At 76.6% G+C, this 22,721-nt stretch carries 18 protein-coding genes; 12 read left to right on the top strand and 6 right to left on the bottom strand.

Annotation, left to right across the window (positions count from 1 at the left end; all coding sequences use genetic code 11):
* Positions 1 to 33: 33 nt before the first annotated feature.
* A complete protein-coding gene (locus GY42_RS05180; RefSeq protein WP_046528519.1) occupies positions 34 to 891 on the bottom strand; it encodes a PAC2 family protein in 858 nt (285 codons plus the stop codon).
* Positions 892 to 1,163: 272 nt separating this feature from the next.
* Here GY42_RS05180 and GY42_RS05175 point away from each other — a divergent pair, with 272 nt between their 5' ends.
* Positions 1,164 to 1,805, top strand: a complete 642-nt coding sequence (locus GY42_RS05175) for an HAD family hydrolase (RefSeq protein WP_046530574.1) — start codon at positions 1,164 to 1,166, stop codon at positions 1,803 to 1,805.
* A gap of 19 nt (positions 1,806 to 1,824) precedes the next feature.
* Here the strand turns inward: GY42_RS05175 and GY42_RS05170 are convergent, their stop codons facing one another.
* The 3 genes from GY42_RS05170 to GY42_RS05155 all read right to left on the bottom strand — a co-directional run bounded on the left by GY42_RS05170 (position 1,825) and on the right by GY42_RS05155 (position 4,280).
* Positions 1,825 to 2,571 carry an anti-sigma factor gene (locus GY42_RS05170; RefSeq protein WP_052748214.1) on the bottom strand — a complete coding sequence of 249 codons (747 nt, stop codon included), beginning with the start codon at positions 2,569 to 2,571 and terminating at the stop codon, positions 1,825 to 1,827.
* Complete coding sequence (gene sigK / locus GY42_RS05165; protein WP_046528518.1) at positions 2,568 to 3,143, bottom strand: ECF RNA polymerase sigma factor SigK; 576 nt, start codon at positions 3,141 to 3,143, stop codon at positions 2,568 to 2,570. Before sigK ends, GY42_RS05170 begins: the two co-directional genes overlap by 4 nt.
* A gap of 279 nt (positions 3,144 to 3,422) precedes the next feature.
* Positions 3,423 to 4,280 (bottom strand): RecB family exonuclease, encoded by an 858-nt coding sequence (locus tag GY42_RS05155; RefSeq protein ID WP_046530572.1) that lies wholly within the window; start codon positions 4,278 to 4,280, stop codon positions 3,423 to 3,425.
* A gap of 200 nt (positions 4,281 to 4,480) precedes the next feature.
* Here GY42_RS05155 and GY42_RS05150 point away from each other — a divergent pair, with 200 nt between their 5' ends.
* From GY42_RS05150 to dop, 4 genes are all read left to right on the top strand, one after another.
* Positions 4,481 to 5,611: a site-2 protease family protein gene (locus tag GY42_RS05150; RefSeq protein WP_046528516.1), complete on the top strand. Its 1,131-nt coding sequence runs from the start codon at positions 4,481 to 4,483 to the stop codon at positions 5,609 to 5,611.
* 23 nt (positions 5,612 to 5,634) lie between these two features.
* Positions 5,635 to 6,708: a tRNA (adenine-N1)-methyltransferase gene (locus GY42_RS05145; RefSeq protein WP_082131358.1), complete on the top strand. Its 1,074-nt coding sequence runs from the start codon at positions 5,635 to 5,637 to the stop codon at positions 6,706 to 6,708.
* 154 nt (positions 6,709 to 6,862) lie between these two features.
* Positions 6,863 to 8,497, top strand: coding sequence for a proteasome ATPase (gene arc / locus GY42_RS05140; RefSeq protein WP_046528515.1), 1,635 nt, complete (start codon positions 6,863 to 6,865; stop codon positions 8,495 to 8,497).
* Between the two features lie 87 nt (positions 8,498 to 8,584).
* Positions 8,585 to 10,195 carry a depupylase/deamidase Dop gene (gene dop, locus GY42_RS05135; protein WP_046530570.1) on the top strand — a complete coding sequence of 537 codons (1,611 nt, stop codon included), beginning with the start codon at positions 8,585 to 8,587 and terminating at the stop codon, positions 10,193 to 10,195.
* Positions 10,196 to 10,328: 133 nt separating this feature from the next.
* Here dop and GY42_RS19325 read toward each other — a convergent pair whose 3' ends face one another.
* On the bottom strand, positions 10,329 to 14,864 hold the full coding sequence (locus tag GY42_RS19325; RefSeq protein WP_160309394.1) for a zinc ribbon domain-containing protein: 4,536 nt from the start codon (positions 14,862 to 14,864) through the stop codon (positions 10,329 to 10,331).
* 181 nt (positions 14,865 to 15,045) lie between these two features.
* Between GY42_RS19325 and GY42_RS19320 the strand changes: the two genes are divergently transcribed.
* The 6 genes from GY42_RS19320 (at position 15,046) to hisF (ending at position 20,014) form a co-directional block, all read left to right on the top strand.
* Positions 15,046 to 15,240, top strand: coding sequence for a ubiquitin-like protein Pup (locus GY42_RS19320; RefSeq protein ID WP_046528513.1), 195 nt, complete (start codon positions 15,046 to 15,048; stop codon positions 15,238 to 15,240).
* A gap of 6 nt (positions 15,241 to 15,246) precedes the next feature.
* Positions 15,247 to 16,095: a proteasome subunit beta gene (gene prcB / locus GY42_RS05120; protein WP_046528512.1), complete on the top strand. Its 849-nt coding sequence runs from the start codon at positions 15,247 to 15,249 to the stop codon at positions 16,093 to 16,095.
* The gene (gene prcA / locus GY42_RS05115; RefSeq protein ID WP_046528511.1) at positions 16,092 to 16,826 is read left to right on the top strand and encodes a proteasome subunit alpha; all 735 of its coding nucleotides are present in this window, start codon (positions 16,092 to 16,094) and stop codon (positions 16,824 to 16,826) included. Before prcB ends, prcA begins: the two co-directional genes overlap by 4 nt.
* Before the next feature lie 40 nt (positions 16,827 to 16,866).
* The gene (pafA, locus tag GY42_RS05110; RefSeq protein WP_046528510.1) at positions 16,867 to 18,228 is read left to right on the top strand and encodes a Pup--protein ligase; all 1,362 of its coding nucleotides are present in this window, start codon (positions 16,867 to 16,869) and stop codon (positions 18,226 to 18,228) included.
* Between the two features lie 173 nt (positions 18,229 to 18,401).
* Positions 18,402 to 19,247, top strand: coding sequence for an FKBP-type peptidyl-prolyl cis-trans isomerase (locus GY42_RS05105; protein WP_236686716.1), 846 nt, complete (start codon positions 18,402 to 18,404; stop codon positions 19,245 to 19,247).
* Positions 19,244 to 20,014, top strand: coding sequence for an imidazole glycerol phosphate synthase subunit HisF (gene hisF / locus GY42_RS05100; RefSeq protein ID WP_046528509.1), 771 nt, complete (start codon positions 19,244 to 19,246; stop codon positions 20,012 to 20,014). Before GY42_RS05105 ends, hisF begins: the two co-directional genes overlap by 4 nt.
* A 42-nt stretch (positions 20,015 to 20,056) precedes the next feature.
* Here hisF and GY42_RS05095 read toward each other — a convergent pair whose 3' ends face one another.
* On the bottom strand, positions 20,057 to 20,689 hold the full coding sequence (locus tag GY42_RS05095; protein ID WP_046528508.1) for a TIGR03085 family metal-binding protein: 633 nt from the start codon (positions 20,687 to 20,689) through the stop codon (positions 20,057 to 20,059).
* Between the two features lie 160 nt (positions 20,690 to 20,849).
* On the opposite strand from GY42_RS05095, the gene GY42_RS05090 reads away from it, so the two are divergent.
* Entirely contained in the window at positions 20,850 to 22,721 is a 1,872-nt protein-coding gene (locus GY42_RS05090; RefSeq protein ID WP_046528507.1) for an ABC transporter ATP-binding protein, read from the top strand.

Here is a 22,721-nt window from a genome sequence, read left to right as displayed (position 1 = left end):
ACCGGCCGCCGGCCGCGACGGCACCCGCCGGGCTCAGCCCCCCGTGCCCTTGTCGCGCCGCCGCAGGTAGCGCTCGAACTCCTGCGCGATCGCCTCGCCGCTCGCCTCGGGCAGCTCCGCGGTGTCCTTGGCCTCCTCGAGCTGGCGCACGTACTCGCCGATCTCCGAGTCGTCGCCCGCGAGCTCGTCGACGCCGTGCTGCCAGGCCTCGGCGTCGTCCGGCAGGTCGCCGAGCGGCACGGGCTCGCCCAGCAGGCCCTCGAGGCGGTGCAGGATCGCGAGCGTCGCCTTGGGCGACGGGGGAGCGGCCACGTAGTGCGGCACCGCCGCCCACAGCGACAGCGCCTGCAGGCCCCGCACGCCGGCCTCGTGCTGCAGCACGCCGACGATGCCCGTCGGGCCCTCGTACGTGTTGGGCTCGAGACCCAGCAGCTCGCGGACCTCCTCGTCCTCGCTCGTCGCGTTCACGGGGATCGGACGCGTGTGCGGCACGTCCGCGAGCAGCGCGCCGACCGTGACGATCGTGCGCACGCCGAGGCCCGCGGCGATGTCGAGGAGCTCGCTGCAGTACCGGCGCCAGCGCATCGACGGCTCGATGCCGTGCACCAGCACGACCTGCCGGCCCGAGCGCGGCGTGGTCGCGACGGCCACGGCGGTCGTCGGCCACGTGATCTCACGCGTGCCGTCCGGCCCCGGGCCGACCACCGGACGGTTCACCTGGAAGTCGTGGTACTCCTCGGGGTCGAGCTCGTCGACCTGCTCGGCGCCCCACACGTCGTGCAGGTGCTCGAGCGCGGCCGTCGCGGCGCTGCCCGCGTCGTTCCAGCCCTCGAAGGCCGCGAGCAGGACGGTCTCGCGGGCCGGGAGGTCGGGTGCTGCGTGCTCGCTCACGGTCCCAGCGTAGGGCTGGGGCGGCCGACGAGGCGTGCGACCGTGCCGTTCGGCGCGCGCGCGGCGTCCCCGCGCGGCCGGACGTGGCGCGCCTCACGTCCGGCCGCACGGCGGTGGCGGACGTGCGGCGAGCGGGGATGATGGGGGACGACCCCCGTGGTCCGCACCCACCCGTCCCGGCATCGGAGGCCGTCCTGAGCACGCTGTCGTCGCCCGCCCACCGCCCGTCCGCCCCCCAGCGCAGCGCGTCGCCCGCCGCCGTGCTGTGGGACATGGACGGCACGCTCATCGACACCGAGCCGCACTGGATGGCGGCCGAGATCGCGCTCGTCGAGGAGCACGGCGGCGTGTGGACGCCGTCCGACGCGGCCGCGATGGTCGGCAGCTCGATGTCGGTGTCGGCCGCGCTGCTGCAGTCGCGCGGCGTGCGGCTCGAGGTCGACCAGATCGCGCACCAGCTCAACACCGCGGTGGGTGCCGCGGTCGCGGCCGGTGTCCCGTGGCGCCCCGGGGCGCTCGAGCTGCTGCGCGCGCTGCACGCGGCCGGTGTGCCGCAGGCGCTCGTGACCTCGTCGTTCGGCGTGCTGGCCGCACCGTTCGCGCAGACCGTCGGGCTGTTCGACGTGGTCGTCGCGGGCGACGACGTGACGCGCCCGAAGCCCGACCCCGAGCCCTACCTCACGGCGGCGCGGCTGCTGGGCGTCGACGTGCGCGCGTGCGTCGCGTTCGAGGACTCCGCGACGGGCCTCGCGTCCGCGGTCGCGAGCGGTGCGCGCGTCGTCGCCGTCGACTCGCACGTGACGATCGACCCGCCCGCGGGTGTCTCGCGCGTCGGCTCGCTCGCGCGCGTCGACCTGCCGACGATCGAGCGCGTGGCCGCGGGGGAGACGCTCGACCTGCGCCGCTCGGTCTGAGGCGCGCCGCGCGCGGACGTCAGGCCGGTTCGAGGACCACCACGGGGTCCGTGGTCGGGGCCGTCGACCCGCCCCGCGGCTCGACGGTCACGGCCAGCGCGTCGCCCGGCCGGAACTCGGCGGTGGTGACGTCGAAGCCGCCCGCCGTCACGGGCGACGTGCTCGACGGCAGCGCCGCGCCGTCGCGCAGCAGCCACAGCTGGTAGACACGGTCGGACCCGGGGTCGCTCACGCCGGACGCCGTCACGAGCGCGACGTCGTCCGTCACGACCGCCACGGCGCGCCCGCCGCCCGCGACGTCGGCCGCGACGAGCCGGGCGTCGGGTGCGCCGAGCAGGCGCTCGACCGCCGCGAGCCGCTGCTCGGCCACCGCGGCACGGTCGGCCTGCCGCCACGCCACCGTCACCGGCACCGCGAGCACCGCGGCGGCCACGGCCGCGACGAGGGCCGTGCGCACGGGGGCGCGCCGTCGCCGCACGCGCTCCGCCGCGAGGTCGACGGCACCGGCGGCCGCAGCGCCGGTGCCGACCTGCGGGGTCGCCGCGACCGCCGCGAGCGTCGCCGCCCGGACGTGCTCCGGCGCGGGCCGCGCGGTCGCGGCGGCGAGCGTCGCCGCGACGGCCCGCAGCTCGCGGGCCTCGCGCGCGGCGTCCGGGTCGCGCGCGAGCAGCGCCTCGACGGCTGCCCGCTCGTCGTCCGAGACCGCGTCGAGCGCCCACGCGCCGAGCAGGTCGCGCGTCGCGTCGTCGGTCGGTCGCTCGCTCACGCGACCACCCCCAGGCAGTCGCGCAGCCGCAGCAGGCCGTCGCGGATCCGGCTCTTGACCGTGGGCAGCGCGGCGTCGAGGCGCGCCGCGACCTCGCGGTAGCTCAGGCCCCCGTAGTAGGCGAGCTCGACCGCGGTGCGCTGCGTGTCCGTCAGGCCGCCGAGGCAGTGCCGCACGCGGGCCGCCTCGAGGTTGCCCTCGGCCTCCTCGGCGACCTCGTCGTACGGGCGCGGCACGTCGGCGTCCAGCGCCGCCTGGTCGCGCCGGCGCTGCGCCTGCACCGAGCGCACGCGGTCCACCGCGCGCCGGTGCGCGAGGGTCGCGGCCCACGTGCGGGCGGAGCCCTTGGCCGGCTCGAACCGCGCCGCGGTGCGCCACACCTCGACCATGACCTCCTGGGTCACCTCGGCGGCGTGGTGCGGGTCGCGCAGCACCGCGAAGGCCGTGCCGTGCACGAGCGGCGACAGCGTGTCGTAGACGTGCGCGAACGCGTCCTGGTCGCCCCCCGCGACGCGCAGGAGGTGCTCCTCGACCGAGCCGACCGCGGGTGGCGGGGTGGAAGGTGCAGGCACGGGCGCCAGTGTGCCCCACCCGGCCGGGCCCGGCGCGGCGGACGTGCGGCGGACGCAGCGCGCGCGGTGCGGACCGGGCCGGTGCGCGGGCGCCGCCCGGCGCCGGTGCACGCCCGGCACCGACGCGCACGGACGCCGCACGTCACCGGCGCGGCGCGTGCGCACCGCACCGCCGTCGCGGAGGTCCGTCGGGTGGGGGCCGGGCATCTTAGGGTCGCTCCTCGTCGCTCGCCTGTCGTGGAGGGTTCGGAGCCGACGGCCCGACGGATGGGCGGGCGTTCAGGAGACGGGTGTGACGCCGATCGCCCGTTCGACCGCACCGGGCGGCACGGGCGGCGGGGTGCCCCCGAACGACGGGCAGCGGTCGCGGAACGAGCACCAGTCGCACAGCCGCGACGTGCGCGGACGCCAGTCGCCGCTGCGCGCGGTGTCCTCGATGCCCGCCCAGATCGACCGCACGCGCGCCTCGAGCGTGTGCATCTCGGACTCGGTGGGCTCGTGGCTCACCACCACGCCGTCGCCCAGGTACGCGAGCTGCAGCCGCTTGGGCAGCACGCCGCGCGTGCGCCACACGACGTACGCGTAGAACCGCATCTGGAACAGCGCCGAGCTCTCGAAGCCCGGGCGCGGCGACCGACCGGTCTTGTAGTCGACGACGCGGACCCAGCCGTTCGGCGCGACGTCGACCCGGTCGACGACCCCGCGCAGCCGCGGCCCGTCCTCGAGGTCGTGGCGCACGTGCAGCTCCCGTGCCCGCGGCTCCAGGCGCGTCGGGTCCTCGAGCGTGAAGTACGTCTCCAGCAGGCGTCGTGCTCCCGCGAGGAACTCCTCGCGGGCGGCGCCGTCGGCGTGCAGCTCGCGGTAGCGCGGCTCCTCGTCGAGCAGCGCGTCCCAGCGCGCCGGGAGCGTCGCGCTCGCGGCCTCCAGGGTCCGCTCCGCCGCGGGCAGGTCGAACAGGTGCTCCAGCACGGCGTGCACGAGCGTGCCCCGCGCGGCGGCGGGCGACGCCGGCTCGGGCAGCCGGTCGACCACGCGGAACCGGAACAGCAGCGGGCACTGCAGGAAGTCGTTCGCGCGCGACGGCGACAGCCCCGGCACGCGCGGCTCGGCAGCCGGGCCCGAGCCGTCCGTCGGCACGGGGTGCTGCGGCTCGGCGAGGTCGGTCGGGCGGTCGGTGTCCACGCTCACGCGACGAGGGTAGGCGCCGCCGCCCACAACGCCGCCAGGACGTCCCGCGCCCGGTCGCACGGGTCGCTCCTGCCGCACGGGTCGCACCGGTCGCGACCGCGGGCGCCGGGCGACGGTCGTGGCGTGCCCACGACCGTAGGCTGGCGTGCGTGAACGCACCCCGGCAGGACCGCCCCGCCGGCTGGCTGCTCGGCCACGTCGCGGGCGCGCCCGTCGTCGTCGCGCGCAGCTGGCCGCTCGCCGCCGTCGTCCTCACGTTCGTCTTCGCGCCCGCCGCGGCCACCTGGACCACCGGCGGCGGCGCGCTGCCCTACGTCGTGGCGTTCGCGTTCGTCGTGCTGCTCTTCGCGTCCGTGCTGGTGCACGAGCTCGCGCACGGGCTCGTCGGCAAGGCCCGCGGCGAGCAGCCCGACGCGTTCGTCCTCACGCTGTGGGGCGGGCACACCACGTTCCGCAGCGCCGCGGCCACGCCCGGCACGAGCGCGCTCGTCGCGGTCGTCGGGCCCGTCGCGAGCATCGCGCTCGCGGGCGTCTTCCTGCTCGTGTCGAACCACCTCGCACCCGCCGGGTCGCTGCTGCAGACCCTGCTGTGGGCCGGCGCCGCGGCCAACGGGTTCGTCGGGCTGTTCAACCTCGTGCCGGGCCTGCCGCTCGACGGCGGACGCGTGCTCGAGGCCGGCGTGTGGGCCGTCACGCGCGACCGGCACCGCGGCGCCGTGGTCGCGGGGTGGGCCGGTCGTGCCGTCGCGGTCGGGCTCGTGCTCGTCGTGCTGGGCCGCCCGTTCGTGCTCGGCCTGACGCCCGACCTCGTGACCGTCGCGTGGGCGGCGCTCATCGGCGCGTTCCTGTGGTCCGGCGCGACCGCGGCGATCCGGGGCGGACGCACCGGCAGGGTCGTGCAGACGCTCACGCTGCGGACCGTCGGGCGGCCCGCCGTCGTCGTCGGCGCGCAGGCGTCGCTCGCGCACGCCCGGGCGACCGCCGCCGCGGCGCAGGCCGCCGAGGTCGTCGTGCTCGCACCCGACGGCCGCCCCGCGGCGTACGTCGACACCGACGCGGCCGCGCGCGTGCCGGCCGAGCTGGCCGGGACGACGAACGTCGTCGCGGTCGCGACGCCGCTGCCCGTCGGCGCGACCGTCGACGGCGCGCTCGAGGGCGACGCGCTGCTGCGCGCGCTCAGCGACGCGTCGCGGCACGGGCCCGTGATCGCGGCCCTGGTCGAGGGTCGCGTCGTCGCGCTGGTGCGCACGGCGGACGTCGTCGCGGCGCTGCGCGGCTGACGCCGCCCCTAGACTCGGCGCACGTGACCACCGACCAGACCGCGGACGACCGCGTGCCCGCCGCCGCACCGACCGGGGCGGACGTGCGCCGCGGCCCGTTCCGCGTCGGCGAGCGCGTCCAGCTGACCGACCCGCGCGGACGCCTGCACACCATCACGCTGCAGCCCGGGGCGACGTTCCACACGCACCGCGGCTACCTGCGCCACGACGAGCTCATCGGTGCGTCGCAGGGGGTCGTGGTCCAGAACACGTCGGGCATCGAGTACCTGGCGCTGCGGCCCCTGCTGTCCGACCACGTGCTGTCCATGCCGCGCGGTGCGGCGGTCGTCTACCCGAAGGACGCGGGCCAGATCGTCACGATGGGCGACGTGTTCCCCGGCGCGACGGTCGTCGAGGCGGGCGTGGGGTCGGGCGGTCTCACGCTGTCGCTGCTGCGGGCCGTCGGCGACGCGGGCCGGCTCGTGTCGATCGAGCGGCGTGAGGACTTCGCGGCGATCGCGCGCGGCAACGTCGAGCAGTTCTTCGGCGGCGAGCACCCCGCGTGGGACCTGCGGCTGGGCGACCTCGCCGACGAGCTGCCGCACGCCGCCGCACCCGGCACTGTCGACCGCGTCGTGCTCGACATGCTCGCGCCGTGGGAGAACCTCGACGCGGTCGCCACCGCGCTCGCACCCGGCGGCGTGCTGGTCTGCTACGTCGCGACGACGACCCAGCTGTCGCGCCTCACCGAGGACCTGCGCGCCGACGGTCGGTACACCGAGCCCGAGGCGTGGGAGTCGATGGTGCGCGGCTGGCACCTCGAGGGGCTCGCGGTCCGCCCGCAGCACCGCATGATCGGGCACACCGGGTTCCTCCTGACGACGCGTCGGCTGGCCGACGGCGTGCAGCCGCCGCAGCGCAAGCGCCGGCCCGCGAAGGGCTCGTACCCCCTGGCCCCCGACGGCACGCCCGCGCCGGACGCCGAGCTGTGGTCGCCCGAGGCGATGGGCGAGCGCGAGACGTCGGCCAAGAAGATCCGCCGCGTGCGCCGTGAGCTGCACGTCGCGCCCGACGACCTCGCCGCGCGCGAGGACGGCACGCCGCCCGAGGACGACTGAGCGCGTCCACGCCTCGGGACGGTCGCGAGACACGGGGTCGTCGCGGCGTCACCGTTGACACGGGCGGCTAGGGTCGACGGACCAGCAGGCACAGCGTGGTGCTCGGTGGACCGGAGGAAGGGCGCACCGCGACGCGGAACGGAGGCCGATCACCATGACGGAACCTGCTGCCGGCGGGCGTGACCTGCAACGCGAGCTCACGGTCCTCGCCGCCAAGAACGAGCGCCTGAGCGAGGCGCTCGTGGCCGCGCGCGAGCAGATCCTCGAGCTCAAGCGTCAGGTCGACGACCTCGCCAAGCCGCCCGGCACGTACGCGACGTTCCTGCGGGCGCGTGACGACGGCACGGTCGACATCGTCTCCGCGGGGCGCAAGATGCACGTCGGCGCGAGCCCCACGCTCGACGTGCACCGCCTGCGCCCCGGGCAGGAGGTCATGCTCAACGAGGCCCTCACGGTCGTCGAGGCCGGCGGCTACGAGCAGGTCGGCGAGCTCGTCACCGTCAAGGAGATGCTCGGCGAGGGCCGCGCGCTCGTGGTCGGCCGAGGCGACGAGGAGCGCGTCGTGCGGTTCGCCGGGCAGGTGGCGGACGCGGGCGTGCGCGTGGGCGACGCGCTCACGATCGACTCGCGCAGCGGCTTCGTGTTCGAGGTGATCCCGCGCGCCGAGGTCGAGGACCTCGTGCTCGAGGAGGTCCCCGACATCGACTACGGCGACATCGGCGGCCTCGGCCCGCAGATCGAGGCGATCCGCGACGCCGTCGAGCTGCCGTTCCTGCACCCCGAGCTGTTCCGCGAGCACGGGCTCAAGCCGCCCAAGGGCGTCCTGCTGTACGGCCCGCCGGGCTGCGGGAAGACGCTCATCGCCAAGGCGGTCGCGCACTCGCTCGCCGCGACCGCGGCCGCGGCCCGCGGCGAGGACGTGGCCGACGCGCGCTCGTACTTCCTCAACGTCAAGGGCCCCGAGCTGCTCAACAAGTACGTCGGCGAGACCGAGCGGCACATCCGTCTCATCTTCGCCCGCGCGCGCGAGAAGGCGTCGCAGGGCCATCCCGTCGTGGTGTTCTTCGACGAGATGGAGTCGCTGTTCCGCACGCGTGGCACGGGCGTGTCGAGCGACGTCGAGACGACGATCGTGCCGCAGCTGCTCGCCGAGATCGACGGCGTCGAGCGGCTCGACAACGTCATCGTCATCGGCGCGTCGAACCGCGAGGACATGATCGACCCCGCGATCCTGCGGCCCGGGCGCCTGGACGTGAAGATCAAGATCGAGCGCCCCGACGCCGAGGGTGCGCGCGAGATCTTCGCGAAGTACCTCACGCCCGCGCTGCCGATCCACGCCGAGGACCTCGCCGAGCACGGCGGGTCGGCCGCCGCGGCCGTCGAGGCGATGATCGCGCGCGTCGTCGAGCGCATGTACTCCGAGGCCGACGAGAACCGGTTCCTCGAGGTCACGTACGCGAGCGGGGACAAGGAGGTCCTGTACTTCAAGGACTTCAACTCGGGCGCGATGATCCAGAACGTCGTCGACCGCGCCAAGAAGACCGCGATCAAGGACCTGCTGGCGACCGGTCAGCGCGGCATCCGGGTGGACCACCTGCTCGCGGCGTGCGTCGACGAGTTCAAGGAGAACGAGGACCTGCCCAACACCACGAACCCCGACGACTGGGCGCGCATCTCCGGCAAGAAGGGCGAGCGCATCGTCTTCATCCGGACCATCGTGCAGGGCAAGAAGGGCGTCGAGGCGTCGCGGACCATCGAGAACGTCACGAGCACCGGCCAGTACCTCTGACGGTCGCACCGCCGCCGCGCGCGGCGGCGGTGCGCGGGCCGCGGACGCCCCCCGCCGCCGTCGGCGTGCTCACCTAGGGTGGTCGGCGTGACCGTGCGCCGCGTGATGGGGATCGAGACCGAGTACGGCGTCCTGCAGCCGGGCAGGCCCATGGCCAACCCGATGCTGCTGTCGAGCCACGTCGTGGCCGTCCACGCCGCGGCGCGCGAGGCGGGCCGCGGGCGCGCGCGGTGGGACTACGACGACGAGGACCCGCTGCACGACGCCCGCGGGTTCCACCTGCAGCGCGCGTCGGCGCACCCGTCGCTGCTCACCGACTCGCCGACCGTGCCCGCGCCCTCGGGCGACGCGCCGCAGGAGCTCCCGCGCTCCGACGTCGAGGAGTACGAGGACCCGGGTGCCGCGAACGTCATCCTCACCAACGGCGCGCGCCTGTACGTCGACCACGCCCACCCCGAGTACTCCTCGCCCGAGGTGACGAACCCCCTGGACGCGGTGCGCTGGGACCGGGCGGGGGAGCTCGTCATGCTCGACTCGGTCCGGATGCTCGCGAGCAACCCGGCGCTGCCCGACGTGTCGCTGTACAAGAACAACGTCGACGGCAAGGGCGCCACGTACGGGACGCACGAGAACTACCTCGTGGACCGCGCGGTGCCGTTCGGCGACCTCGTCGCGCGGCTCACGCCGTTCCTCGTGACCCGCCAGGTGTTCACGGGTGCCGGGCGCGTCGGGCTCGGTCAGCGCGGTGAGCACCCGGGCTTCCAGCTGTCCCAGCGCGCCGACTACATGGAGGCCGAGGTCGGCCTCGAGACGACCCTGCGCCGTCCGATCGTCAACACGCGCGACGAGCCGCACGCCGACCCGACGCGCTGGCGGCGCCTGCACGTCATCATCGGTGACGCGACCATGCTCGAGGTCGCGACCTACCTGCGCCTCGGGACGGCGGCGCTCGTGCTGTGGCTCGTCGAGCAGGCCGAGGCGGGGGTCCCCGCGGCGTGCCGTGCGGTGCGGGCGGTGGACCGGCTCGCGCTGCGCGACCCGGTCGGCGCCGTGCACGCCGTGAGCCACGACCTCACGCTGACCGAGCGCCTCGAGCTCGCGGACGGTCGACGGCTGACGGCGCTCGAGGTGCAGGGCGAGTACGTCGCCGCCGTGCGCGCCGCGCTCGACGGGACGGAGGGCGCGTCCGACGCCCAGACTCTCGACGTGCTGGACCGGTGGGAGTCGTTGCTGCACCGGCTCGCCGACGAGCCCGCGTCGTGCGCGCGGGAGGTCGAGTGGGTCGCCAAGCTGCGGCTGCTCGACGGCATGCGCCGGCGCGACCACCTCGCGTGGGACCACCCGCGCCTGGCGGCCGTCGACCTGCAGTGGTCGGACGTGCGCCCCGAGCGTGGGCTGTACCACCGGCTGGTGGCGGCGGACGCCGTCGAGCGGCTGGTGACGCCGGAGGAGGTGCAGGACGCCGTGGTGCACGCCCCGCAGGACACGCGTGCGTACTTCCGCGGCGAGGCGGTCGCGCGCTACGGCACGCAGATCTCGGCGGCCAGTTGGGACTCGGTGGTGTTCGACGTGCCCGGGGCGCGGGCGCTGCAGCGCGTCCCCATGCGCGACCCGCTGCGGGGGACGCGGGCGCACGTGGGCGACCTGCTGGACACCAGCCCCGACGCCCGCGCGCTGCTGGCCGCCCTGGGCGGTTGACGACGCGGCGCCGACCCCCGCTGCCCGGTCAGGCGTGCGGGGCGGTGCGGACCGCGGCAGCACGCTCGGGAGGACCGTGCCGGTGCGCCCGCACCGGGCGGACCGTGCGCGGCCCCGTGCCCCGTGCGCGCGGTCAGCGCATGTCGCCGACGAAGCGCACGGCCTCCTTCGCCTCCCGGACGCGTCGTTCGTAGGTGAGGCCCAGCCCGAGCACGACCGCACCGCCGACGGCGAGGAGCACCCACCCGTCGACGTCGGCCAGCGCGCGCACCGTGAGCGGGCTGAGCACGACCGCGAGGGTCGTGAGCGTCGCGGCGACACCCAGCACGAACGGTGCCTGCCAGCGCTGCGCGGCGCCGACGGACGTCGCCGCCAGCGCCAGCGCCAGCAGGACCGCCAGGCGCACGGCCCCCGGGCCGGTGAGCCAGAGCGCGGCGAGCGGCGCGCCGACCGCGAGCGCGACGGGCGCGCCGAGGGCCGACCACGAGCGGGCGGCAGGCTGCTCGTGCAGGTGCCGGGCGCCGAGCGTGCACGCGAGCAGCCCGAGGACGGCCCACGGGAGGTCGACGGGCTCGGGTCCGCCGCGCAGCGCGACGGCGACCACGGTCGCGGTCGCGACCGCGAGGCCGAGCGTGACGTCGCCCCGGAACGGCCGCCACCACGCGAACGCGGCCGCGCCGGCGAGCAGGGCGAGCGCACGGACCGTCCCGAGCCCGGTCGCGTCGACGGCCAGCACGACGGGCAGCGCGAGGACCACGGTCAGCGCGGCGCGCGTCACGCGACGGTCCAAGACGGGCGACCACGCACGCGCGGCGACCGCCACGACGACCGCCGTGAGGACCGCGACGAGCTCGACGCGCCACGGCGTCGCGGTGCCCGGTGCGACGGCGGCGGCGACGCCGGCGCACCAGGGGCCCGCGAGGGCGACGCCGGCGGCCGCGGCCGTGAGGGGGCGCCGCGCGTCGCGGTCGGTCGGGCCGCCCGAGGAGCGTCGGCGGCCGCCCGCGAGCCACGCGAGCCCGAGCAGCGTCGCGGTCACGCACGCCCAGAGCACGGGGCGCGCGTCGCCGGCACGGACGAGCACGAGGGGCACGAGCAACGCGGACCCCACCGTGAGCCACGGGCGCGGCGCTGCCGCGCGCCGTGCCGTGAGCGCGACCGTCGCGAGCACCAGCAGCGCGGCGAGGGTCGCCGGCACGTCCGCGGCCTCGCCCAGCGCGGCCGCGCGTGCGGGGTGGTGCGCGACGAGCACGACGGTGGCGACCGGGACGAGCGCGAGCGTCAGCGCGAGCCCGAGGTGCGCGAGCGGCGTCCCGGGGTGACCCGCGCCGCGCGCGCCGGGCGCGCGCAGCCGGTGTCCCGTCGCGCCGCCCAGGAGGGCCAGGGTCGCGGCGACGGCGGCGAGCGCCGTCACGCGGACGGCTGCCGCACCGCCCGCCGGTGCGGCGAGTGCGGCCACGAGCGTCGGCAGCGCGCCGACCGTCAGCAGGAGCCACGGGGTCCCGGTGTCGACGGCACGCCGGGACGCCGCGGTGCGGGCGCGCACCGCGCACGCGGCGAGCGCGACGGCCGCGGGCCACGTCCAGACCTCGACGAGCACGGTGCCGTCGGGCAGCTCCGGACCCGGGACCGCCCCGGGCAGCCCGACCGCGGCGGCCGTGGCGCGGGCCACGGGTCCGAGGACGACGAGCGCCCCACCGAGCCCGGCCAGCAGCTCGGCGGCCGCGGGGCGCCGGCGCAGCAGCAGCGCGGCGACGACCACGGCGGCCGCGAGCGCGGCGGCGAGCGGGGCTCGGTCGACGACCACGGGGCCGACGGCGAGCGCGCCCGGCAGCACCGACGTGGGCAGCGTCGCGACCGCGAGCCCCGCGGCGAGCAGCCGCGACGCGCGCGGGCGTGCGCGCACCAGGCGCCACGCCGCGACGGCCGCGACGACGAGACCGGGGACCGCCGTGTACGGCTCGACGACGCCGACCTCGCGCGTGCCCAGCAGCGACCACCAGGCGCCGGTGCCGAGCGCGAGCGTGAGCCACCACGCCTGCGCGCGGCCGGGGGCGAGCGCCCAGGCGGCGGCGCACGCGGCGGCGACGACCAGTGCAGGCCCGGGTGCGCCGGTCGCGGCCGCGGCGCCCACGCCCGCGGCTGCGACGAGCCACCCGCTCACCTCGGCCGCGTACCGCGCGACGGGCGTGCCGGTGCGGGCCAGCAGCACCGCTGCGGCGGCGGTCAGGCCGCCGACCGCGACGGCCGCGAGAGCGGTCGCGTCGACGGGCGGCACGCCCGCCGACCGGTGCACGGTGAGGACCGCGAGCGCGAGCACGGGGGCGACCGCCGCGGAGCCGACGACCGCGTGGGGCGACCCCCACCGCCGGGAGCCCGCGAGCAGCGCGACCACGAGCCCGGCGCACGTGGCGGCCGCCACGAGGGGTGCTGCGACCGCGAGCGCCGCCGGTCCGGGCGTCGTCGCGGCGTGGTGGGCCGCCGCGGCCCACGTCGCGGCGCCGGCGAGCGCGACGCCCGTCAGGGCGCAGTCCCGTTCCGCCGCCCCCGTGCGCCGCGCCCCGGCGCGCGCGAGGAGCGCGGCACCCACCGGGGCGACCGTCAGGGCGGCTGCCACGACGGCGGCCGTCGCGGCGGCGACGCCGGTGCACGTGCCGGCGACGAGCAGCAGCGTGGCCGCGACCAGGGTCGACGAGCCGGCCGAGCCAGGTGCGCGCGACCACCGACGGGCCAGCACCGCGAGGACCGTCGGCGCGACGAGCGCACCGGCGACCCACCCCGGCCCGGGCAGCGCCCCGAGGACGCCCAGCGTCCCGGCCAGCACGGCGCCGGCGCGTGCGGCGGTCGGGTGCAGGCGTCGCTCGCCGACGTGCAGCGCGGCGGTCGCCGCCGCCGCACCGAGCACGAGCACGAGGACGGACGCCGCGGGCGGCACGAGTCCCGAGGTCGTGACGGGCAGGGTGGCGACGACGAGCGCCGTCCCGCCGTGGGCGCACGTGCGCGCGAGCCGGCGGCCCTCGGGGCCGGTGCCGGTGCGGCGCGTCGTGAGCACGGCGAGCCCCACGGCGGCCGCGACGGCGAGCGTCGGGGCGAGCACGACGAGCGGCGCCGTGCCCGCGTCGGCGCCGAAGGCGAGCCGCGTCGCCGTCTGCGCGACGAGCGCGAGGACCGACCAGGTCGCGAGCGTCGCGGCGGTCACGAGCGCCGCCCCGGACGCCGCACGCACGTGGGCTGCGACGTCGGGAGCCCGGACGTCCCGGCGCGGGGTGGCGGAAGTCGACACCGTTCCGTGGGCCGTGGAGTTCGCGTCCACGCCCGCCGGCGTGTCCGGCGAGCCCTTCCGGACGAGGAAGGCCGCTGCCACGGCGCACGCGGCGGCCGCGCCGGCCTGGGTGGCCACGAACGTCCCGGCGGCCGGCGCGACGAGCGTGGCGACCGCGCCGGCGCCGGCCAGCGTCAGCGTGCACCCGGCGGCACGGGTCCAGGCGAGCACCGTCCCGGGGCGGGGCGGGGCGGCCCCGGTCGCGGCACGGAGGTCGGTGAGCCCCTGCGCGACCAGGAGCGGCACCGCGCCCAGCAGCAGCGCCACCGACGGCCAGGCGCCGGACGGCAGCGTGACGAGCTGCGAGACGGCCGCCGTCGGGACCGCGACGCCGAGGGTGAGCGCCGCGAGCGTGCGCAGGACCAGCGTCTCGGCGCGTCCGGACGCCCAGGGCCCGGTCGCCCGCACGAGCGTCGTGGCCGACGCCGCGAGCAGGAGCGCGGCGACGCCGTCCGGGCGGGGGACCACCGGGAGCCAGGCGAGCGGCGCCAGCGGCAGCAGGACCGCGCCCGCGACGGACCCGACGCGCAGGCGCGACCGTCGGCCCCATGCCGTGAGGAGCAGTGCGCTCACCAGCAGCGACACCGCGGCCTGGGCCGTGCCGTCGCCCGGGGCGACGGCACCGGTCGCCCGCAGCGCCCACGCGTCGAGCAGCAGCAGCACCACCGCGACCGCGCCGACCGCCTCGGCGCCCTGGCGCAGGGCGCGTGCACGCAGCCACGACGCGAGCGCGAAGACCACGAGCGTGCCGACGGCGACGACGGCCGCGCGGCCGCGCAGCCCCATGACGTCCCACGCGAAGACGAGGAACGTGATGCTCGCGGCCGCGAGCAGCGACGCGCCCACCACCTGCAGGACGGTCTGCACGCGCCAGGGGCGGCGCGCGGGCGCGGCCGGCGCCGGGACCCTCGGACGCGCCGGGGGAGCGGCGGCGGGGGCGGCGACGTGCGGGGCGGCGACGTGCGGCACCGGCGCGGCAGGCGTCGGTGCGGGAGCCGGGGCCGCCGCGGGCGGTGCGGTGGGCGCGACCGCCGGCGCGCCCGGGGTGACCGCCGGCGCGCCCGGGGCGACCGCCGCGGGTGCGACCGGCCGGGCGGCCGCCGGTGCGGCAGGGACGGGCCGCGCGACCTGCGCGGCCCGCACGGCCGCGATGCGGTGCTCGCGCGCCACGAGCGCGCGCACGGCTGCCTGGCTGTCCTGCCACACCAGGAGCCCGTCGGGTCCCGAGACGTCGAGGCCGCACGCCGGGCAGCGCCCCGCGCGCAGCGGCGTCGTGCACGCGGGGCACACGGTGGCGTCCTGCAGCGCGGCGAGCGTGCGCGCGTACAACGAGTCGGCGTGGGTCATGCGCGCATCGTGCCAGGTGGCGCGCGCGACGCTCAGGTTGTCCACAGCCGGGCGCCCCGGGGTGTCCCGACGGTGCCGCGCGGCGTCCACGACGCGGCCGCCCGAGGTACGGGCGCGGGTGGTTGGGCCTAGGGTGGGCCACGCGGGCACGCGGCACGTTCCCGCAGGGACGGAGGTCACCATGGCTGGGCAGGAACACGTCAGGCGCCGTCACGACGACGAGCCGGTCGACGAGCCGGGGACGCCGGCCCCCGCGGCGGCGAGCGCGCAGTCCCGCGACGCGGAGGTCGACGCGCTGCTGGAGGAGATCGACGACGTCCTCGAGCAGAACGCCGAGCAGTTCGTCCGCGGCTTCGTGCAGAAGGGCGGTCAGTGATCGCCGATGGTGCACTCCTGGTCCGGCCCCGCGCAGCCCTCGTCCGGTCGGCTGCCGCACGCCTTCACCACGCCCGGGTCGTCGTCGTTCGTCGAGTTCCTCGCGGGGCACGCACCCGAGCTGCTGCCCGGGAACCGGCCGCTGCCGGCGGGTGAGGTGCACGCGCCGCACGGCACCACGATCGTCGCGCTGACGTTCGACGGCGGCGTCGTGGTGGCGGGGGACCGGCGGGCCACCATGGGGTCGATGATCGCCAGCCGGCACATCGAGAAGGTGTTCCCGGCGGACGAGTTCTCCGCGGTGGGCATCGCCGGCACGGCGGGCCTCGCGATCGAGCTGGTGCGGCTCTTCCAGCTCGAGCTCGAGCACTACGAGAAGATCGAGGGCAGCCTGCTGTCGCTCGACGGCAAGGCCAACCGTCTCGCGACGATGATCCGCGGCAACCTCGGCCTCGCGATGCAGGGCCTCGCGGTCGTGCCGCTGTTCGGCGGCTACGACCTCGACCGGCGCGTGGGGCGGCTGTTCTCGTACGACGTGACGGGCGGCCGCTACGAGGAGCACGACCACCACGCGGTCGGGTCGGGGTCGGTCTTCGCGCGGGGCTCGCTGAAGAAGCGCTGGCGGGCGGGGATGGACGCCGCGGACGCGGTGCGCGTCGCGGTCGAGGCGCTGGTCGACGCCGCCGACGACGACTCCGCGACGGGCGGTCCCGACCACGTCCGCCAGATCTGGCCGGTCGTGGCGACCGTGACGGCCGCCGGCTACCTGCGGGTCGCGGACGACGAGCTCGCGGCCGCCGTCGCGGGCGTCGAGCGGGCCCGCCGCGGCGCGACCGACGAGGAGGACGTCCGATGAGCATGCCGTTCTACGTCTCGCCCGAGCAGCTCATGAAGGACCGCGCGGACTACGCCCGCAAGGGCATCGCCCGCGGGCGATCGGTCGTCGTGCTGCAGTACGACGACGGCATCGCGTTCGCGACCGAGAACCCGTCGCGCGCGCTGCACAAGATCTCCGAGATCTACGACCGCATCGCGTTCGCCGCGGTCGGCAAGTACAACGAGTTCGAGAACCTGCGCGTCGCGGGCGTCCGGTACGCCGACCTGCGCGGGTACTCCTACGACCGTGTCGACGTCACGGCGCGCGGCCTGGCCAACGCGTACGCGCAGACGCTCGGCACAGTGTTCACGACCGAGTCGAAGCCGCTCGAGGTCGAGCTCGTGGTCGTCGAGGTCGGGCGTGAGCCCGCGGGCGACCAGATCTACCGGCTGTCGTACGACGGCTCGGTGACCGACGAGCACGGCTGGGTCGTCATGGGCGGGCAGGCCGAGCGCCTCGCGGGCGTGCTCGAGGGCGCGTGGCGTCCGGGCATGACGCTGTCGGAGGTGCTGGGGGTCGCGGTGCGTGCGCTCGGGTCGTCGGGCGACGACGGCGAGCCGCGCGCGCTGGGGGCGGCGCAGCTCGAGGTCGCCGTGCTCGACCGCACGCGCCCGCGCCGTGCCTTCCGCCGGCTCACGGGTGCGCTGCTGGAGGACGTGCTCGACGGTGCGGGGACGCCGGGCGCTGGACAGGGTCCGTCGTCCGCCTGAGGCGGGCGGGGCACGCGGACGAGCCGACGGGGAGGCACGCATGGACAGGCGCATCTTCGGTCTGGAGACCGAGTACGGGGTGACGTGCGCGGCGCAGGACGGTCGCGGGCTGTCGGCCGACGAGGTCGCGCGGTACCTGTTCCGCAAGGTCGTGGCGTGGGGAAGGTCCTCGAACGTCTTCCTGCGCAACGGCTCGCGGCTCTACCTCGACGTCGGCTCGCACCCCGAGTACGCGACGGCCGAGTGCGACGACTGGCGCCAGCTCGTCACGCACGACCGGGCGGGCGAGCGGATCCTCGAGGGGCTCGTCGAGGACGCGCAGCAGCGTCTCGAGCACGAGGGGCTGCCGGGGCGCATCCACCTGTTCAAGAACAACACCGACTCGGCGGGCAACTCCTACGGCTGCCACGAGAACTACCTGGTGCGGCGGCAGGGCGACTTCGCGCGGCTCTCGGACGTCCTCGTGCCGTTCCTCATCACGCGCCAGGTGCTCACCGGCGCGGGCAAGGTGCTGACCACGCCGCGCGGTGCGGTCTACTGCCTGTCGCAGCGCGCCGACCACATCTGGGAGGCCGTCTCGAGCGCCACCACGCGCTCGCGGCCCATCATCAACACGCGCGACGAGCCGCACGCGGACGCCGAGCACTACCGCCGCCTGCACGTGATCGTCGGGGACTCCTCGATGTCCGAGACGACCACGATGCTCAAGGTCGGGTCGACGGACCTGCTGCTGCGACTCATCGAGGCCGGGGTGCCGATGCGCGACCTGACCCTCGAGAACCCGATCCGGGCGATCCGCGAGATCAGCCACGACATGACCGGCACCCACCCGGTGACGCTCGCGACCGGCCGCACGGTCACCGCGATCGACCTGCAGGAGGAGTACCTCGCGCGCGTCTCGGACTTCGTGGCGTCGGAGGTGGGCCCGACCCCCGACACCAAGCAGGTCCTCGACCTGTGGGAGCGCGGGCTGCGGGCCCTGCGCACGGGCGACCTGTCGTTGGTCGAGCGCGAGCTCGACTGGGTCATCAAGTACCGCATGATCGAGCGCTACCGGGCCAAGCACGACCTCGAGCTGTCGGACGTGCGGGTGCAGCGGCTCGACCTCGCCTACCACGACATCTCGCGCACCGAGGGGCTGTACAACCTGCTGGCGGCGCGCGGTCTCGTCGAGCGCGTCACGACCGACCTCGACGTGTTCGAGGCCACGGCCGTGCCGCCGCAGACGACCCGCGCCAAGCTCCGCGGCGACTTCGTGCGCGCGGCGCAGGACGCGCGTCGCGACTACACGGTGGACTGGGTGCACCTCAAGCTCAACGACCAGGCGCAGCGCACGGTCCTGTGCAAGGACCCGTTCCGCAACGTCGACGAGCGCGTCGAGCGGCTCATCGAGTCCATGTGACGGTGGTGCCCGCCACCGTCACGGGCCGCGGACGAGCAGGCACGACGCCCAGCGTGCTCCCGTACAGTGAGGCCCCGTCCGGCGAGCGCCGGACGAGCCGCGACCAGGTGACGCGGCGTCGGACGAGCTCGGGAGGCGCGGACGTGCGGGTGCTGGCGGGTGCACGCCGGGCGGTGGTCCTGGTGGTCCTCGGGCTGCTGCTCGCGGCGTGCGGGACGGTCGTCACGGACGCCCCGAAGGTCACGGTCACCGGGAGCGCGGGCCAGGCCCCGACCGTCACGTACCTCACGCCGCTGTCGGTCGACGCGACGCACCGCGAGGTCGTGTGGCCCGGGACCGGTGCCGAGCTCGTGGAGGGCGCGCCCGTCCTCATCGACTTCTGGCTCGAGAACGCGACCGACGCGAGCCTGGTGAAGGAGAGCTACTCGACGAGCCCCACGCCGCGCATGCTCACGGTCGAGGACCTGGGCACCGACCTGTACGAGACGCTCAAGGGCCAGCAGGTCGGCGCGCGGCTGCTGCAGGTCGCGCCGGGCGGGTCGGGCGCCGACTACCCGACCGTCACGGTCCTCGACGTCCTGCCCACGCGGGCCGAGGGCGAGCCGGTGACGCCCGACGCCTCGCTGCCCGTGGTCGAGGAGGCCGACGGCGTGCCGACGCTCACGGCGACGGGCACGCCGCCGCCCGACGACCTCGTGGTGCAGCCGCTGGTCCGGGGCACGGGTCCGCAGGTCAACGCCGGCGACGTCATCACGGTCCAGTACGGCGGGTTCGCGTGGGACGACGGCGCCCTGTTCGACTCGACGTGGCAGCGCGGCCTGCCGGTGTCGTTCCTGCTCTCGGACGTGCCGCCGTGGGCCGAGGGACTCGTCGACCAGCCGACCGGGAGCCGCGTGATGCTCGTCGTGCCACCGTCCTACCCGCTGGGCGTCACCGACGCCGAGGAGCTCGCGGGCAAGACCGTCGTGTTCGTCATCGACATCCTCGCGACCGGCGCCCCCGCGCAGGCCACGCCGTGAGCCTCGCGCTGCGGGTCATCCCGTGCCTCGACGTCGACGCGGGTCGGGTCGTCAAGGGCGTGAACTTCGCGAACCTGCGTGACGCGGGCGACCCGGTCGAGCTCGCGCGCCGCTACGACGCCGAGGGCGCCGACGAGGTGACGTTCCTCGACGTGTCGGCGTCGTCGTCCGACCGGGCCACGACCTACGACGTCGTGCGCCGCACGGCCGAGGAGGTGTTCGTGCCGCTGACCGTCGGGGGCGGCGTCCGTTCGCCCGAGGACGTCGACCGGCTCCTGCGGTCCGGCGCCGACAAGGTCGGGGTGAACACGGCCGCGATCGCCCGGCCCGAGCTCATCACCGAGATCGCCGACCGCTTCGGGTCGCAGGTGCTCGTCCTGTCCGTCGACGCGCGCCGCACGACGGGCGACGTGCGCACGGCGTCCGGCTACGAGGTGACGACGCACGGCGGCCGACGTGGCACGGGGATCGACGCCGTCGAGTGGGCGCACCGCGCCGCCGAGCTCGGGGTGGGGGAGATCCTGCTCAACTCGATGGACGCCGACGGCACGACCGCGGGCTTCGACCTGCAGATGATCGCCGACGTGCGGGCGCGCGTGCGGGTGCCCCTCATCGCGTCCGGCGGCGCGGGCACCGTGGAGCACTTCGTCGAGGCCGCGCGGGCGGGCGCCGACGCCGTCCTGGCCGCGAGCGTCTTCCACTTCGGGACGCTCACGGTCGGGCAGGTCAAGGACGCGCTGCGCGCCGCGGGCGTCGTGGTGCGCTGACCGCCGCCGCCGGGCACTGGCGCCCGGCGCCCGGCGCCGCGCTCACGGTCCGGTGAGGAGCTCGCGGACGGCCGCGACGTCGTCGTCGGCGCCCACGAGACGCACGTCCGCGGCCTGGAGGCGGCCCGACACCGCGAGGACCAGCTCGCCGACGCCGCCGCGCAGGACCACCGACCCGTGGCCGGACCGCGGGGAGCGGACGGCGGCGCGCCTGCCGTCGTCGCGGACCAGCACGGTCCCCACCGGCAGCCGGCGCAGCCGCAGCGGGGCCATGCGCACGAGCTGCGCCCAGAGCACCTCGGCCAGCTCGTCCGGCAGGTCGCGCGCGGGCACGGGCCCGTCGCCGCGGCGGAGGTCCTCGTGGTGGATGAAGTACTCGCTGACGTTGACGGCGTCCCCCGCCCACGCGAGCGGGCTCCAGCGCGCCGGCGGGTGCGCCACGCGGTCGACGAGCGAGGCGTAGCCGTCAGCGTCGGCGGCGGTGTCGGCCAGCCGCTCGGTCGCCGCGGCGAGACCGCCGCGCACGGCCCCCGCGGCGGCGACGGGGTGCTCGCGCAGCACGAGGTGCGCGGCGAGGTGGCGTGCCTGCCAGCCGCGGCACAGCGTCGGGTCGTGCGGGTCGGCGGCGCGCAGCGCGTCGGACAGCCACGCGCGCTCGGTCTCGTGCCAGGTCATGCCACGGGATCGTGCCACGTCCGGGGGCCCGCGCGCGTGGCGCGAGACCGGCCGTCGCCGTGTCGGACCCCCGTGAGAGGATCGCGGCATCCCCTTTCCGTCAGGAGTGTGATCCGCCGTGCCCGCGCGCCCTCGGCCCGCCGACGCCCCTCCGGGCTCGATGCTCCGCGGCTCCGTCGCCCGTCGATCGGTCGCCCTGCTCTGGCGAGGTCTGCGCTCGCACCCGCGCACGTACACGGCGGCGATCGCCACGTCGGCGGCGTTCGGCGCGCTCACGGTCGCGGTGAGCCGCGTGCTCGGCGCGACGACGGACCAGGTCGTCGTCCCGGCCCTGGCGGGGTCGCAGGAGGCGCAGGGACGCATCTGGCAGGCCGGTCTCGCGCTCGCGCTCGTCGCGCTGTCGCTCGCCCTCGCGGTCGCCGGGCGGCGCATCCTCGCGGGCGTGGGCGTGGCCGACCTGCAGGCCGACCACCGGCGTGCCGTGACGCGGCAGTACCTGCGGCTGCCCATGTCGTGGCACCGGCGTCACCCGACCGGGCAGCTGCTGTCGAACGCCGGCTCCGACGTCGAGGCCGCGACCGGCGTCTTCAACCCGTTGCCGTTCGCGCTGGGCGTCGTGGTGATGATCGCGGTGGCGACCGTGGCGCTGCTGCGCACCGACGTCTGGCTGGCCGTCGCGGCGCTCGTCGTGCTGCCGCTCGCGGTCGTCGCCAACCTCGTCTTCCAGCGCCGCATGACGCCGGCGATCACGCGCGCGCAGCAGCTGCGCGCCGAGGTGGCGGACGTCGCGCACGAGAGCTTCGAGGCCGCCACGCTCGTGAAGTCGCTCGGCACCGAGGACCGCGAGGACGCCCGTTTCACGCGGCGTGCCCAGGAGCTGCGCGACGCCAACGTGCGCGTGGGCGTCGTGCGTGCCGTGTTCGACCCGGTGATCGACCTGCTCCCCAACCTCGGCACGCTGCTGGTGCTGCTCGTGGGGACGCACCGCGTCGCCGCGGGTGCGATCGGGACGGGCGACGTCGTCGCCGCGGCCTACCTGCTGACGCTGCTGGCCGTCCCTGTGCGGGCGTTCGGCTGGGTCCTGGGCGAGCTCCCGCGCGGGCTCGTGGGGCACGACCGCATCTCGCGCGTGCTCGACGCCGGCGGCATCCCCCTCGACGGCTCGACGCCGCTCACGCCCCGCGCGGGCGGGGCCGACGTGCGGCTGCGCGGCGTCCACCTGCGCGTGTCCACGGCCGACGGCGAGGTCGAGCTCCTGCACGGGGTCGACCTGCACGTCGCGGCCGGCCGCACGCTCGCGGTCGTCGGCGCGACCGGCTCGGGCAAGTCCACCGTCGTGGGTCTCGTGCCGCGGCTGTCCGACCCGTCGTCCGGCGTCGTGGAGGTCGACGGCGCCGACGTGCGCGACGTCCGCCCCGCCGACCTCGCGGCGCAGGTCGCGTTCGTGAGCCAGTCGACCTTCGTCTTCGAGGACACCGTGCGCGGCAACGTCACGCTCGCGGACCCCGACGACCCGCACGCGCCGACCGACGACGACGTGTGGGCCGCGCTGCGCGCCGCGCGCGTCGACGACGTCGTGCGTGCGCTGCCCGGCGGGCTCGACTCGCCGCTCGGTGAGCGCGGCGCCAACCTGTCCGGCGGTCAGCGGCAGCGGCTCGCGCTGGCCCGCGCGCTCGTGCGCCGGCCCCGCGTCCTCGTGCTCGACGACGCGACGTCCGCGGTGGACCCGCGCGTCGAGCGCGACATCCTCACGGGGCTGCAGGCGGCCGACGGTGCCGCCGGACCGACCGTCCTGCTCGTCGCGTACCGCATGTCCTCGGTGCTGCTCGCGGACGAGGTGGTGCACCTCGACGCCGGGCGGGTCGTGGACCGCGGGACGCACGCCGAGCTGCTCGTGCGCGACCCGGGGTACCGCGAGCTCGCGACCGCCTACGAGCGGGAGTCGGAGCGTCGCGAGCGCGAGCGCGCCGACGAGGACGCGCCCGAGGTGTGGGACGAGGACGACGTGACGGTCGAGGGAGGACGCAGGTGA

Source organism: Cellulomonas sp. FA1 (assembly GCF_000986825.1).
Taxonomy (GTDB): domain Bacteria; phylum Actinomycetota; class Actinomycetes; order Actinomycetales; family Cellulomonadaceae; genus Cellulomonas; species Cellulomonas iranensis.
This window is presented reverse-complemented; position numbering and strand designations above follow the sequence as displayed.

What these genes read in the sequence shown, in the direction of transcription:
- arc (WP_046528515.1), top strand. Translation starts at nt 6,863, where the DNA reads ATGACGGAACCTGCTGCCGGCGGGCGTGACCTGCAACGCGAGCTCACG.
- GY42_RS19320 (WP_046528513.1), top strand. Translation starts at nt 15,046, where the DNA reads ATGGCTGGGCAGGAACACGTCAGGCGCCGTCACGACGACGAGCCGGTC.
- GY42_RS05095 (WP_046528508.1), bottom strand. Translation starts at nt 20,689, where the DNA reads ATGACCTGGCACGAGACCGAGCGCGCGTGGCTGTCCGACGCGCTGCGC.
- prcA (WP_046528511.1), top strand. Translation starts at nt 16,092, where the DNA reads ATGAGCATGCCGTTCTACGTCTCGCCCGAGCAGCTCATGAAGGACCGC.
- prcB (WP_046528512.1), top strand. Translation starts at nt 15,247, where the DNA reads ATGGTGCACTCCTGGTCCGGCCCCGCGCAGCCCTCGTCCGGTCGGCTG.
- GY42_RS05175 (WP_046530574.1), top strand. Translation starts at nt 1,164, where the DNA reads ATGGACGGCACGCTCATCGACACCGAGCCGCACTGGATGGCGGCCGAG.
- GY42_RS19325 (WP_160309394.1), bottom strand. Translation starts at nt 14,864, where the DNA reads ATGACCCACGCCGACTCGTTGTACGCGCGCACGCTCGCCGCGCTGCAG.
- GY42_RS05090 (WP_046528507.1), top strand. Translation starts at nt 20,850, where the DNA reads ATGCTCCGCGGCTCCGTCGCCCGTCGATCGGTCGCCCTGCTCTGGCGA.
- pafA (WP_046528510.1), top strand. Translation starts at nt 16,867, where the DNA reads ATGGACAGGCGCATCTTCGGTCTGGAGACCGAGTACGGGGTGACGTGC.